This is a genomic window from Brevibacillus sp. SAFN-007a, assembly GCF_051967035.1.
In the GTDB taxonomy this organism is placed as follows: Bacteria; Bacillota; Bacilli; order Brevibacillales; family Brevibacillaceae; genus Brevibacillus.
The window spans coordinates 56626-70332 of sequence record NZ_JBQCKK010000001.1; the positions used below are offsets into that span (position 1 = coordinate 56626).

At 56.2% G+C, this 13707-nt stretch carries 12 protein-coding genes; 10 read left to right on the forward strand and 2 right to left on the reverse strand.

The genetic code is table 11. The annotated features are described in order from the left end of the window. Positions 1-124: 124 nt before the first annotated feature. The 3 genes from lon to ACTHO6_RS00290 are packed head-to-tail and all read left to right on the forward strand — an operon-like array spanning position 125 to position 4542. A complete protein-coding gene (gene lon, locus ACTHO6_RS00280) occupies positions 125-2467 on the forward strand; it encodes an endopeptidase La (RefSeq protein WP_440238161.1) in 2343 nt (780 codons plus the stop codon). Next, the gene (yihA, locus tag ACTHO6_RS00285; RefSeq protein WP_440238163.1) at positions 2464-3138 is read left to right on the forward strand and encodes a ribosome biogenesis GTP-binding protein YihA/YsxC; all 675 of its coding nucleotides are present in this window, start codon (positions 2464-2466) and stop codon (positions 3136-3138) included. The genes lon and yihA overlap by 4 nt, the downstream gene beginning before the upstream one ends. A 51-nt stretch (positions 3139-3189) precedes the next feature. After that, a complete protein-coding gene (locus ACTHO6_RS00290) occupies positions 3190-4542 on the forward strand; it encodes a protein O-GlcNAcase (protein WP_440238165.1) in 1353 nt (450 codons plus the stop codon). A 136-nt stretch (positions 4543-4678) separates the two neighbouring features. Here the strand turns inward: ACTHO6_RS00290 and ACTHO6_RS00295 are convergent, their stop codons facing one another. After that, positions 4679-5620: a DMT family transporter gene (locus ACTHO6_RS00295; RefSeq protein ID WP_440238167.1), complete on the reverse strand. Its 942-nt coding sequence runs from the start codon at positions 5618-5620 to the stop codon at positions 4679-4681. A 279-nt stretch (positions 5621-5899) separates the two neighbouring features. Between ACTHO6_RS00295 and hemA the strand changes: the two genes are divergently transcribed. The 7 genes from hemA (at position 5900) to ACTHO6_RS00330 (ending at position 12902) form a co-directional block, all read left to right on the forward strand. Next, a complete protein-coding gene (hemA, locus tag ACTHO6_RS00300) occupies positions 5900-7261 on the forward strand; it encodes a glutamyl-tRNA reductase (RefSeq protein WP_440238169.1) in 1362 nt (453 codons plus the stop codon). Between the two features lie 72 nt (positions 7262-7333). Next, a complete protein-coding gene (locus ACTHO6_RS00305) occupies positions 7334-8152 on the forward strand; it encodes a cytochrome C assembly family protein (protein WP_440238171.1) in 819 nt (272 codons plus the stop codon). Between the two features lie 24 nt (positions 8153-8176). Further along, positions 8177-9106, forward strand: coding sequence for a hydroxymethylbilane synthase (hemC, locus tag ACTHO6_RS00310; RefSeq protein WP_440238173.1), 930 nt, complete (start codon positions 8177-8179; stop codon positions 9104-9106). Continuing rightward, positions 9103-9915: a uroporphyrinogen-III synthase gene (locus tag ACTHO6_RS00315; RefSeq protein ID WP_440238175.1), complete on the forward strand. Its 813-nt coding sequence runs from the start codon at positions 9103-9105 to the stop codon at positions 9913-9915. Before hemC ends, ACTHO6_RS00315 begins: the two co-directional genes overlap by 4 nt. Further along, on the forward strand, positions 9899-10873 hold the full coding sequence (gene hemB / locus ACTHO6_RS00320; RefSeq protein ID WP_440238177.1) for a porphobilinogen synthase: 975 nt from the start codon (positions 9899-9901) through the stop codon (positions 10871-10873). The genes ACTHO6_RS00315 and hemB overlap by 17 nt, the downstream gene beginning before the upstream one ends. Before the next feature lie 5 nt (positions 10874-10878). Continuing rightward, on the forward strand, positions 10879-12171 hold the full coding sequence (hemL, locus tag ACTHO6_RS00325) for a glutamate-1-semialdehyde 2,1-aminomutase (RefSeq protein WP_440238179.1): 1293 nt from the start codon (positions 10879-10881) through the stop codon (positions 12169-12171). Between the two features lie 260 nt (positions 12172-12431). Then, positions 12432-12902 (forward strand): hypothetical protein, encoded by a 471-nt coding sequence (locus ACTHO6_RS00330; protein WP_440238181.1) that lies wholly within the window; start codon positions 12432-12434, stop codon positions 12900-12902. A 25-nt stretch (positions 12903-12927) separates the two neighbouring features. Here ACTHO6_RS00330 and ACTHO6_RS00335 read toward each other — a convergent pair whose 3' ends face one another. After that, positions 12928-13620 carry an alpha/beta hydrolase gene (locus ACTHO6_RS00335; RefSeq protein WP_440238183.1) on the reverse strand — a complete coding sequence of 231 codons (693 nt, stop codon included), beginning with the start codon at positions 13618-13620 and terminating at the stop codon, positions 12928-12930. Between the last annotated feature and the right edge of the window lie 87 nt (positions 13621-13707).

Here is a 13707-nt window from a genome sequence, read left to right on the forward strand (position 1 = left end):
TCTGCGTGTCGTTTGGGGTGATTCGGATATGCCGGGTGGGCAAAAAACGGCTTTGGGAGCCGTTTTTGTCTGTTATCAGGCTCTTGGCAAGAAGGGATAGATCAACAAGGAGAGGTGCATCCGCTTGGGCGAACGTTCCGGTAAACGAGAATTACCGCTTCTCCCGTTGCGAGGATTGCTTGTGTATCCGACCATGGTACTCCACCTGGACGTTGGACGGGAAAAGTCCATCCGCGCATTGGAGCAAGCCATGGTGGACGATAACAAGATTTTGCTTGCGACACAGGAAGAAGTTCATATAGAAGAGCCAGAGGCAGAGCAAATTTACAGCATCGGTACCGTTGCGCGTGTGAAACAAATGCTGAAGCTGCCAAACGGCACAATCCGTGTGCTGGTCGAGGGACTGCAACGGGCCAAGATCGAGGAATATCTTCAACAGGAAGATTATTTCGTTGTGTCCGTTACATATTTGGAAGAAGAAAAAGCAGAGGAAAATGAAGTGGAAGCCTTGATGCGTTCGCTGCTCAACCACTTCGAGCAATACATCAAGCTGTCGAAAAAAGTTTCCCCGGAGACGCTGACATCCGTGACGGACATTGAAGAGCCGGGGCGACTGGCTGACGTGATTGCCTCCCATCTGCCGCTGAAGATGAAGGACAAACAGGAGATTTTGGAGACGGTCAACATCAAGGAGCGACTCGAAATTCTGTTGGATATCCTGAACAACGAGCGCGAGGTGCTGGAGCTGGAGCGCAAGATCGCCAACCGCGTGAAAAAGCAGATGGAGCGCACGCAGAAGGAATACTACTTGCGCGAGCAGATGAAGGCCATTCAAAAAGAGCTCGGCGACAAGGACGGCCGTCAGGGAGAAGTAGATGAGCTGCGCGCTCAGCTGGAGAAATCCGACGCTCCCGAAAGAATCAAGGCCAAAATCGAAAAAGAGCTGGAACGTCTGGAGAAGATGCCGGTCACTTCTGCGGAAGGGGCTGTCATCCGTACGTATATCGACACGCTGCTTGCTCTGCCGTGGACGAAAACGACGAAGGACAATCTGGACATTCACCATGCGCAAGAAGTGCTGGACGAGGATCACTACGGACTGGAAAAGCCGAAGGAGCGCGTGCTGGAGTATTTGGCGGTACAAAAGCTCGTCAACTCCATGCGCGGGCCGATTCTCTGTCTGGTTGGGCCTCCCGGCGTCGGGAAAACCTCCCTCGCCCGCTCGATCGCCCGCGCGCTGGATCGCAAATTCGTGCGCATTTCGCTCGGGGGCGTGCGTGACGAAGCAGAAATTCGCGGGCATCGCCGCACGTACGTGGGCGCTCTGCCAGGTCGCATCATCCAGGGGATGAAGCAGGCGGGCACGATCAATCCGGTGTTTTTGCTGGATGAAATCGACAAGCTGGCGTCCGATTTCCGGGGCGACCCGGCCTCGGCGCTATTGGAAGTGCTGGACCCGAATCAAAACGACAAGTTCAGCGACCACTACATTGAAGAGACGTACGACTTGACGAACGTCATGTTCATCACGACGGCGAACAGCCTCGACACGATTCCGCGCCCGCTTTTGGACCGGATGGAGGTCATTTCGATTTCGGGCTACACCGAGCTGGAGAAGCTCAACATCATGCGCGGCTACCTGCTGCCGAAGCAGATGGAGGAGCACGGGCTGGGCAAGGATAAGCTGCAAGTACACGAAGACGCGATGCTGAAGCTCATCCGTCTGTACACGCGCGAAGCCGGCGTGCGCAACCTGAACCGGGAAGCGGCCAACGTCTGCCGAAAAGCCGCCAAGCTGATCGTCAGCGGAGAGAAAAAACGCGTCGTTGTCACCGCGAAGACGCTGGAGTCGCTACTCGGCAAACCGCGCTTCCGCTACGGCCTGGCCGAGAAAAAAGACCAGATCGGTTCCGTAACGGGGCTGGCCTGGACACAGGCAGGCGGCGATACGCTGAACGTAGAGGTCAGTATCCTTCCAGGAAAAGGAAAGCTCACCTTGACCGGAAAGCTGGGCGATGTCATGAAGGAATCCGCGCAGGCGGCCTTCAGCTACATCCGCTCCCGTGCCGAGCAGTGGGGGATTGACCCGCTTTTCCACGAGAAAAACGACATTCACATCCACGTTCCGGAGGGCGCGATTCCAAAAGACGGACCGTCCGCAGGGATTACGATGGCGACGGCGCTTGTATCGGCGCTCACGCACATCCCTGTGAAAAAAGAAGTGGGGATGACAGGCGAAATTACGCTGCGGGGAAGAGTGTTGCCGATTGGCGGCCTGAAGGAAAAGTGCATGTCCGCGCATCGCGCCGGACTTACGACGATTATTTTGCCAAAAGACAACGAGAAAGACATCGAAGATATACCAGAGAGCGTGCGAAAAGAGCTGACCTTCTATCCGGTCGAGCATCTGGATGAGGTCTTGCGCCACGCCCTGACCAAACAGCCGACAGCAGGTGAAACCGCATGAAAATCACTTCTGCCGAGTTCGTCATCAGCGCTGTCGGACCCAAGCAATACCCGCAGGACGGCCTGCACGAGATCGCGCTGGTAGGCCGCTCCAATGTGGGCAAATCTTCCTTGCTCAACAAAATGATGAATCGCAAAGGGCTCGCGCGCATCAGTTCGCGCCCAGGGAAGACCCAGACGCTCAACTATTTCCGCGTCAACCAGATGCTCTACTTCGTCGACTTTCCCGGCTACGGCTACGCCAAGGTCGCGAAGACGATCAAGGAACAATGGGGCAAGATGATCGAGGGCTATTTGAAAAACCGGAAAGAACTACGGTTTGTCATTCAATTGGTCGATATTCGTCACGCCCCGTCCAAGGACGACGTGGCGATGTACGAATGGTGCAAGCAGATCGGCATTCCGACGGTCGTCGTCGCGACCAAAGGAGACAAAATCGCCCGCGGACGCTGGCTGCAACACACCAAGATCATCCGCCAGACCTTGAACATGCGCGGTAGCGATACGATCATCGTGTTTTCCTCGGAAACGGGACAAGGCAAGGATGAACTGTGGGGAGAAATCCTTCGCCGGCTGCGGGAAAACGACCAGCCCGCGCAGGCGGAAGCAGAAGCAGCCGAGGCGGCGGACTCTTCGGTTCCAGCCGCCGCTGCGAGCGAGACAGAACAGTAACAGAGATACAGTCAAGGACCCAATCCGCAAGTGGGAAGGGGAGGCAGCTTTGTGAGCAAACGGGCTTGCTTTGCCGTACGCGGTGTGATCGAAGGCTTCTACGGAACGCCCTGGACGCATGCAGAGCGGCTGGACATGATTGATTTTTTGCATCGGCACGATTACAATGCGTATTTCTACTCGCCCAAAGACGATGTGTTTCTGCGGGAGCGCTGGATGGAGCCGCATCCCCAAGAGGCGATGCAGCAGCTGGATGAGCTGATTGACAGCACAAGGCAGCGCCAGATGCAGTTCGTCTACTGTCTCAGTCCTGGTCTTAGCATGGAATATGCGAATCCGGCCCACACGGAGTTGCTTGTGAAAAAATATCGGACGATGTACGACAAAGGCGTCCGGTATTTTTCCTTGTTGTTCGACGATATACCGATGCACCTGCTGCATGAACGGGATATCGCGCAGTTTGCCCATCTGGCAGACGCCCACGTCCAGACGATCCGGCGCGTCTGGGAGTGGATGCAGGAGTGGGGAGAAGCGATCAAGCTGGTCGTCTGCCCCACCCAGTACAACGGGATTGGCACAGAACCGTACATCCAGTATCTGGGCCAGCATTTGCCCGAAGAGATCGACTTGTTCTGGACGGGGCGGTTTGTCTGCTCGCCGTACCTGACGGATGGCGACGCGGTGCGCTTCGGCGCGTACACGGGCCACAAGCCGTTTTACTGGGACAACTACCCGGTCAACGACCTCGCGATGGCAAATGAGCTGCACATCGGTCCCTTGCGTCATCGCGATCCGGACTTGTGGCAGCACGCTGCGGGATACGTAGCCAACGCGATGTCGCTGCCCGAATGCTCGAAAATTCCGTTGATCACGACGGCCGCCTATTTGCGCGATCCGCAAGGCTACGATCCGTGTCAGGCCTGGAAGCAGGCGGTGGCGGAGGTAGCGGGCGAGGACGATGCCGAAGCCTTCTTCACGTTTGCGGATAACGTGCAAAGCTCGTTTTTGTGCGAGATAGAGTCGCCGCGGCTGCTGGAAGCGTTTCTTTCCTTTCGCTTTCAGTTTTTGCAGGGAGACCGCAAACGGGCTGTCTCCGAGTTGACTCTGCTGTTCCGGCAAATGGAACAAACCGCTCACCAGCTGCTCGGCGGAATGAGCAATCTCAAGCTCGCGAAGGAAGCGCGGCCATGGATCGAGAAATACCGCCATTGGGCCAAGGTCGGCCAGTCTGCCGTCGCCTTGATCGACCACGGAACGAGCGGCAAAATTCCGCAAGCCGCCTATCACCTGATGCGGCTCAAGCAGTGGATCAGGCGCACGGAGCGCTTGCCGCAAAAAGTATGCGGCCAGGTCATGCAGTTGTTTGTGGACGCCATTTTGCAGGAGGTCCGAAAGAGCAACTGAGCAAGCGGCGGCTTGGCCTGGGGTCGTCTGCGGTTTCATGAAAAAAGGTTCCTTTCCCTTGGAGGAGAAGGAACCTTTTTTGGTGGGGGGCTGCGCCAATGGCTTGGGATTGGCCCAGCCAGGTTTGGCGAACCATTCAGGCCGACTCGCGGCCTTCCGTTGCCTTCCTTTTCCGCGAGCGCGCTTGCGCAAGCCATTGCCCGACCGGAAGCTCTGCCAGAATCATGCCGGCAAAAATCATCAGACAGCCGGTCAGCTGTCTGCCGCTCAGTACCTCGTGGATAAAAACGTACGAAGTCAGTGCGGCGAACACCGGCTCCAGCGCGAAAATGAGCGCTACCCTTGTCGAGCTGGTTTGCTTCTGCAAGGCCGTTTGGGCCAAAAAGGCGAGGGCCGTTGCGAAGATCGAAGTGACGACCAACCCTGTCGCTACTTCCGGGATGAACAGGATCGCCGGATCAAACGCCCGGCTCCAGTCTTCGAAGAAAAAGGCGTAGAGCCAACTCATGAGCGCAACCGTCCCGAGCTGGATGATCGCAAGCGGCCATGCCGCGAAGCGCGGCGCGTATTTTCCGGTAAAGACAATCTGCATGGCGAAGCAAAGCGCACAGCCGAACACGAGCGCGTCTCCCAGGTTGAACGAGAAGGTCTGATTTTGTGTCAATAGATACAAGCCCGCTGCTGCCAGAATGACGCCAATCACCGCGACAGGCTTGATTCTGTCGCGCAAAAGCCAAAAGGAGAACAGCGGAACCAATACGACAGACAAGCCCGTAATGAATCCGGCTTTGGACGGCGTCGTGTACAAGAGGCCGACGGTTTGCAGCGCGTAGCCGAGACAGAGCCAAAAGCCGAGGATGATCCCGGCGCGAACAATCGGGCCGCGGAATGCTGCGAGCTGACGGCGGGAGCGAATCAGGAAGACGACGAGCAAAAACAGGGCAGCCACCGTGAAGCGGACAGCGTTGAACGTGTTGGGGGGCAGCGAGGCGATCGCCTGCTGTACGATCAAAAACGTCGTCCCCCAGACCAAAGCGATAAGAAACAGCGTACTATCTGCCATCCATGGTTTTCTCAAGGCTTTCTCTCTCTCCTCCCCGCTTGTTTGCGAAACGTTCGTTTGGTAGACGTATAGCCAGCATCATACGTGATTCGCCCCCCGATTTCAAGCAGCTTCGTTCGCCATTTGTCGCTTTTTGCCGCGAGTGAAAAGCCGGGGTTCGACTCTATCAGCGTCAAGTCTACGGTCCGTTAATAAACTTTTCACAATTACTCGTGGCCGATTCGGGACATAATGTTATAATAATAGTGCATTTTACATATGGCGTATGCATGTATGTCATTCTGGGAGGACATTATGGATATTCTTTTGCTGGGCTTAAACTACAAAACGGCACCTGTCGAAGTACGCGAAAAGTTTACATTTAGCGATGATGGGACTGCGCGCGCTCTTCATCTTCTCTCCCAGACGAAGAGTATTGCGGAATGTGTCATCCTGGGGACATGTAACCGTACGGAACTGTATGTGGTCTGCGATCAGGCCAATATCGGCCGTGACTATACACGTCGCTTTTTGGCAGAATGGTTCGGCGTGGACAAAGAACAATTCAAAGATCACCTGTATATAAAAGAAAATGAACAGGCCATCGATCATTTGTTCCGCGTGTCTGCCGGTCTCGATTCCATGGTGATGGGAGAGACGCAGATTCTCGGACAAGTCCGCGATGCGTTTTTGATGGCGCAGGAGCTGAAAACGACCGGAACGGTGTTCAACACGCTGTTCAAGCAAGCGATTACATTTGCCAAGCGCGCGCATACAGAGACGGCAATCGGCCAGAACGCCGTATCAGTCAGCTATGCAGCCGTGGAGCTGGGGAAAAAGATTTTCGGCTCCTTCGCCGGAAAATCCGTCCTGATTGTCGGAGCAGGCAAAATGAGCGAGCTGACGGCCAAGCATTTGCACGCCAACGGCGCCGAGCGCGTCATGGTCGCGAACCGCACGCTGGAGCGGGCGCAGCTTTTGGCGGAAAAATTCAAAGGGGACTCCTGTACGATGGAGCAGTTGCCCGAAGCGCTGCTCACTGCCGACATCGTCATCAGTTCAACGGGAGCGAACGGATACGTCCTCGGCAAAAAGGACCTGGCCCCCATCATGAAGCAGAGAAAGCACCGTCCGCTGTTCATGGTGGATATCGCGGTTCCCCGTGACCTGAATCCCGACCTGCACGATCTGGATAACGTCTTTTTGTACGATATCGATGATCTGGAAGGAATCGTCGCGAGCAACGTCGCGGAGCGCTCGCGGGAAGCGGAGCGGCTGAACGTGATGATCGAAGAGGAGATTGTGGCCTTCACGACTTGGTACCAGACGCTGGGCGTAGCGCCGCTGATTGCCGCGCTGCGCGAGAAGGCGCTCAGCATCCAGAGCGAAGCGATGCGCAAGATAGAAAACAAGCTGCCGAACTTGACCGAGCGCGAAATGCACATTATTCGCAAGACGACCAAAGGGATCGTCAATCAGCTCATGCACGATCCGGTCGTGCGCTTGAAGGAAATGGCAGCTACCAAATACGGAGATGAAGTGCTGGATATTTTCACCAAAATGTTTGCCCTGGAAGAAATCCTGGAACGCAAAGAACAGGAAGCGATCTGGGCAGACGATACAAGCAAGCAGCCAGCAGCTCGCGAGCAGGTCCTGGCTTCCCGTGTGCCGAAATAAAGACCTTCTCTTCTTTGCAAAAGATGATACTGCCATCGATAGAAACCGATAGGGAAAGAGGGGAGAGAGTGCATGGCCGAGGTGAGATGGATCTACGACCTGACGATCTTTCTCTACGCTGCAAGTGTTCTCTTCTATTTTAACGACTTCTTGCAAAGCAACCGGAAAGTCAATCGTTTGGCTTTCGGGTTGCTTGTTGTCGTTTGGGCCTTGCAAACCGCTTTTTTTGTCTCGCAGACCGTGATGAAAGCTTATTTTCCTGTCATCACACTGTTCGAGACACTGTTTTTTTACTCCTGGGTGCTGGTAAGTCTATCACTTGCCCTCCACTATTTTTTTCGTATCGATTTACTGGTTTTTTTTACAAATATTATCGGCTTTGTCGTCTTGGTCATGTCGATGTTCCTGCCGGAGACGCCGATCGTCGCGGTATCGGATGTCTTGACCTCCGAGCTGCTCTTGACGCACGTGACGCTGGCGATGTTCAGCTATGGCGCGTTTTCGCTGTCAATGATCTTTTCCGCGATGTATCTGTTGCAGCATAAAATGCTCAAGGAGCGGCGCTGGACCCCGCTTCTGCGCAGACTGCCCAGCCTGGACCAGTTGGAGGGCTACGCCTACCGGATGAACATGCTCGGCGTGCCGATGCTGCTTCTTTCGATTGTACTGGGGATCATTTGGGGAAAAATGGTGTTGCCGGAAAAATTTTTACTGGACTCCAAGGTGGTCACTTCCATGCTTGTGTTGGCTAGCTACTCGTTCTGGCTGTACAAGCGCTATCGGGATACGCTGCAAATGCGCAGACTGGCCCAGTGGAACGTCCTGGCGTTTTTGCTTTTGCTCATCAATTTTTTGGGAATCACGCCATCTACATTTCACAGCTGGTGGTAGTGGCTGTTCATCAAGGAGGCTGTCATGGGAAAATGGAGAGTAGGGACGCGTCGCAGCAAGCTGGCGCTCACCCAGACGAATTGGGTCATCGAAAAGCTGAAGGCGCTCGCGCCGCAGGCTGAATTTGAGTTGCACGAAATCGTGACGAAGGGCGACCGCATTCTCGATGTTACGCTGTCCAAAGTTGGCGGAAAAGGGTTGTTTGTCAAAGAAATCGAGCAGTCTCTGTACGAGAAGGAAACGGATTTTGCCGTGCACAGCCTGAAGGACATGCCGGCTGAATTGCCGGAGGGTCTCGTGATCGGAGCGATTCCGAAGCGGGTTGATCCGCGGGACGTCCTTTTGTCCCCGGACGGAAAGACGCTGGATGAGCTGAAAGAGGGGGCGCTGATCGGCACCAGCAGCTTGCGCCGCAGTGCGCAAATTCTCGCCTATCGCCCGGACGTTCAGATCGAATCGCTTCGCGGCAACATTGATACGCGTATCCGCAAGCTGGAAGAAGGCAACTTCGATGCGATCATCCTGGCGGCAGCGGGACTGGCGCGCGTCCACTACGAAGGACACATTTCGCAATTTTTGCCGGTGGAAATCAGCCTGCCCGCCGTCGGCCAGGGAGCGCTTGCGATCGAATGCCGCGCCGATGACGAAGAGACGCTGGCCCTGTTGAAACAGCTGGACGACGAGCCGACGCGGCTGGCGGTAACTGCCGAGCGCAGCTTCCTGCACAAGCTGCAAGGCGGCTGCCAGGTTCCGATCGGAGCCTACGCGATCGTAGGAGAAGACAAGCAGATCACCTTGACCGGGATGGTCGGCTCGCCGGACGGAAAGCAGATGTTCAAACAGACGGCGACTGGCCACGATCCACTGGCGCTCGGCGTTCAGGTAGCGGAAGCGCTCCTGGCGCAAGGGGCTGGCGAGGTACTCGCACAGGTGCTGCGGGAGAATCAGGAATGACAGTCGGCGGATCGCGCGGGCCGCTTGCGGGCAAGCGCATCATGGTGACTCGCGCCAAAAGCCAGGTGCAGGAGCTTGTGGACAAAATCGAGCGATTGGGCGGGGCGGCATACGCCTTTCCGCTTCTGAAAATGATTCCTCCTGCGGACACAACAAGGCTCGACGAAGCCATCGCCGAGCTGCCGAGCTACGACTGGGTGATGTTCACCAGCGTCAATGGCGTGCGTTTTTTTCTGGAGCGCATGGAAGAGGTGGGCGTCGGCTTCGACAGCTTTACGGGGAAGATTGCGGCAGTCGGGCCCAAGACAGCGCAAGCTCTGACCAAGCACGGACTTGCGGTTGCGGCCCTCCCCTCCGATTATGTCGCCGAGGGCTTGCTCGCGAGTTTGCGCGGTGAGCTTCAGCCCGGGCAGCGCGTGCTGCTGCCGCGAGCCGATATCGCACGCAAGGCTTTGCCGACGGAACTGAGAAAGCTGGGGCTTGCGGTAACGGAGGTAGACGTCTATCACACGGTGATCGACGGGTCACTCGCGCCGGAAGCGGCCAAAGAACTGCAAGAAGGCCGAATGGATGTCATTTTGTTTACCAGCTCATCTACCGTGACTCATTTCATCCAGGCGATGTCGCCGTTTGCCTCGCCAGGCTGGCTGGATCGGGTGCGGATTGCCTGTATCGGTCCGATCACGGCCGAGACAGCCAGAAAAAACGGGCTTGCTGTCGACGTGGTCGCGAGCGAGTACACCGTGGATGGACTGCTAGAAGCTTTACTAGAGAATCTGGGAGGGAATGGACATGGCACTCACATTTGATCGTCATCGCCGTTTGCGCAAAAGTGCGGCAATGCGCAATCTGGTACGGGAAAATCACGTTCGCGTGGAAGATCTGATTTACCCGCTGTTTGTAGTGGAAGGGACCGGCATTAAAAACGAGATTGCTTCCATGCCTGGCGTGTATCAGCTCTCTCTGGACGTTTTGGCGGAAGAAATGAAGGAAATCGTCGAGTTGGGCATCCAGTCCGTCCTGATGTTTGGCGTACCGGAGCACAAGGACGCCTGCGGAAGCGAAGCGTACAACGACGAGGCGATTACACAGCGAGCCATCCGTCAGATCAAGGAAGCCCATCCGGAGATGATCGTGATTGCGGATACGTGCCTGTGTGAATACACCGATCACGGCCATTGCGGCATCATTCGCGAAGGCGAAGTCGTCAATGACGAGACACTGGAGCTGCTGGGCAAGACAGCCGTGTCCCAGGCCAAGGCCGGGGCAGACATTATCGCGCCATCCAACATGATGGACGGTTTTGTGATCGCGATTCGCCAAGCGTTGGACGAAGCGGGCTACTCGCACATTCCGATCATGTCCTACGCCGTGAAATACGCTTCCTCCTTCTACGGACCGTTCCGCGATGCGGCTGGTTCGACGCCGCAGTTTGGCGACCGCAAGAGCTACCAGATGGATGCGGCAAACGCGCGGGAAGGCTTGCGCGAAGCGGCTTCCGATGTGAAGGAAGGAGCAGACTTTTTGATCGTGAAGCCAGGGATGGCCTTCATGGACATGGTGCTTCGCCTGCGCGAGAACTTCAACCTGCCGATTGTCGCCTACAACGTCAGCGCCGAGTATTCCATGGTCAAAGCCGCCGCGCTAAACGGCTGGATCGACGAAGAGCGGATTGTGATGGAAACGCTGGTGGGCTTCAAACGGGCTGGCGCGGACCTGATTATTACGTATCACGCCAAAGATGTCGCAAAATGGCTGGCGAGGTGAGAGAGATGACAAGAGAAAAATCGGCGCTGTTGTTTGCAGAAGCGCAGCATTACATACCAGGCGGGGTGAACAGTCCGGTGCGGGCGTTCAAGAGCGTCGGCGGCGACCCTGTCTACATCGCCAAAGGCGAAGGCTCGCGGATTTTTGATGTGGACGGCAACAGCTATATCGACTACATCGGTTCGTGGGGACCGCTCATTCTCGGCCATGCGCATCCGCGCGTGCTGGCCGCGATTACGGAAGCGGCGGCACTGGGCACGAGCTTCGGGGCGCCGACAGAGCGGGAAACCGAGATGGCCAAGCTCGTATGCGAGCTGGTGCCATCCGTAGAAGTCGTGCGCATGGTCAACTCCGGTACAGAGGCGACGATGAGCGCCCTGCGTCTCGCGCGCGGCTATACGAAGCGCAACAAAATCATGAAGTTCGAAGGCTGCTACCACGGCCACGCCGACAGCCTGCTGATTAAAGCCGGCTCCGGTGTCGCGACGCTCGGTCTGCCGGACAGCCCCGGGGTGCCGGAAGGAACGGCGTTGAATACGATCACGGTGCCGTACAACGATTTGGACAGCGTGAAGCTCGCCTTCGAAACGTTCGGCGACGATCTGGCGGCCGTCATCGTCGAGCCGATTGGCGGCAACATGGGGGTCGTCCCGCCACAGCCCGGCTTTTTGGAAGGGCTGCGCGAAATTACCGCGAAATACGGCACGCTGCTGATTTTCGATGAAGTCATGACGGGCTTCCGCGTCGCGCTTGGCGGAGCGCAGCAGCTGTACGGCATCAAGCCTGACCTGACCACGATGGGCAAAGTCATCGGCGGCGGTCTGCCGGTAGGGGCCTACGGCGGCAAACGGGAAATCATGCAGCAGATTGCCCCGGCAGGACCGATCTACCAGGCGGGAACGCTTTCCGGCAACCCGCTGGCGATGGCGGCAGGCTTGGCCACGCTGCAAGAGCTGAGCAAGCCGGGCGTGTACGCCTACCTGGAAAAACTGTCTGCGCGTCTGGGCGAAGGGCTCGCGGAAAATGCGCGCAAGCTGGGGATCCCGCACACGCTCAACCGCGTGGGCTCCATGGTGTGCCTGTTCTTCACCGATACGCCTGTCATCAACTACGAGACAGCGAAAACGGCTGATCTGGAGCGCTTCTCCGCCTACTTCCGCTACTTGCTGGACGAAGGCATCATGCTCCCGCCGTCCCAGTTCGAGGGAATGTTCGTCTCGGTGGCGCATAGCGAGGAAGATATTGAACGCACGATCGAAGCAAGCTACCGCGCGATGCAAAAAACGTTGAAAGCGTAAGGAAAGCGTGGACGAAAAACAGAAGCAAACACCTCTTGTCGGAAGGCAGGAGGTGATTTTTTTTCTGTAAAGAAACCTGTCATCTAGCAGGAATTGGCAGGGCGTCTGAGAATACAGTAGCGACGGTTCCTTCCCCTCCGCTAAAAGATGAGGGATCAACACCTGTTTTTCCTGTCGGCCAAAGGTCTTGTTCGTTTTGGTTTCACCATTTCGAACCCAGGTCCGTATGCTGTAAAAAAAGCAGGGACGAGGTGTAGAAGGTGGCGACAGTCATCCAGGCCCACGTGCGCGGCCCGCGCGGCCGGATCAAGCGCGGCCAGGTCATTCCGTGGAAAAAGGCGAAAAAGAAGCTGCTGAAAAAGCCGCACAAGTGGTACGGAATCGATCATGGGATTTCCTTGTTTGGTAATCCTACTAAATGGAATCTCCGGCGGGCCAGGAAGACGTTTTCCTGCCAAAAAGCCTACAAGTATTGCCTGCATGCCGGCGACAAGAAAAAGCAGCGCATTCCGAGAGCCTTGAAGCGGTTTACACGCGACAACCGCAAGCAACTGGAGAAAATGGTGAAAAAGATTCAGGCGATGCCCAAAGGAAAGCTGAGAAAAGCAATCAGAAGCGTACCCAAGGGGTTGCTGACCTGGGCGGAAAAAACGTTCATCCGAAAAGTGCTGCTCTGCCGCCGCAAGCATCTAAAAAAAGCGTGGAAGCGAGTCTCCAAGCTTTTTGCCTGAGCCGCGCTCTGCCAGGCGGTGGCTGTCAGCTTCCGACACGGGTGTCCAGTTGTTGCCCTACAAAGCTGTCCAGTTCGTCCATGACCGACTGCAATACGCCCAGAGAACGGGAAACATCGAGTCCCACGTCCAAGGAATGCTTGGCCCCCTCAGGCAGATACAGACGAACGTTTGGCCGGGAGCAGGCGATTTTTTCAAGCGCAGCCGGATGGTAGTAAGGGTCTTGCGTGCCGGAGACAAGCAGTATGTGCTGCTTGACAGCAAGCAGATCGGCTGCGAGCGATTCCTCTGTCAGCAGGGGCGTCAACAGAACGGCTGACGAGCGGGAAAACGCAGAGGCGTGGAGCAGGCCGCACGCAATCGGAACCGTCCCGATGGATTTTCCCAGGAAAAAAATCTGTTCGTACGCCCGCTTGGCGAGCAGATGAGAGACAAGCTGCTTCGCGTCTGCTTGCAGCCACGCGCTTTTTTCGGCGAACGGACTGTTCCAAAAGGCCGCGTCGCCTTGTCCGAACGAGTAGTGTACGTGGACGATATCTACCTGCTTGCGCAAAAAAAGCATCGTCGAGTAGTACAAATACGGTTTGTCGAAGGAATAGCTGGCGCCGGGAAAGACAAAGCAGAGTGCCCGGGACGGCGACTCGCCAGCCTGGATCAGGGTGTAACGAAGGGGACGGCCTTCTAAGCCAAGCAGGGAATCTTCCATGGTCTGAATCATCGAGGAAAGCCTCCTTCTTTTCTCAAAATTGCACATGGGTTATTTTTCCAATCATACGAACATAAGCAGCTGCTGGCAAGCAAAAAG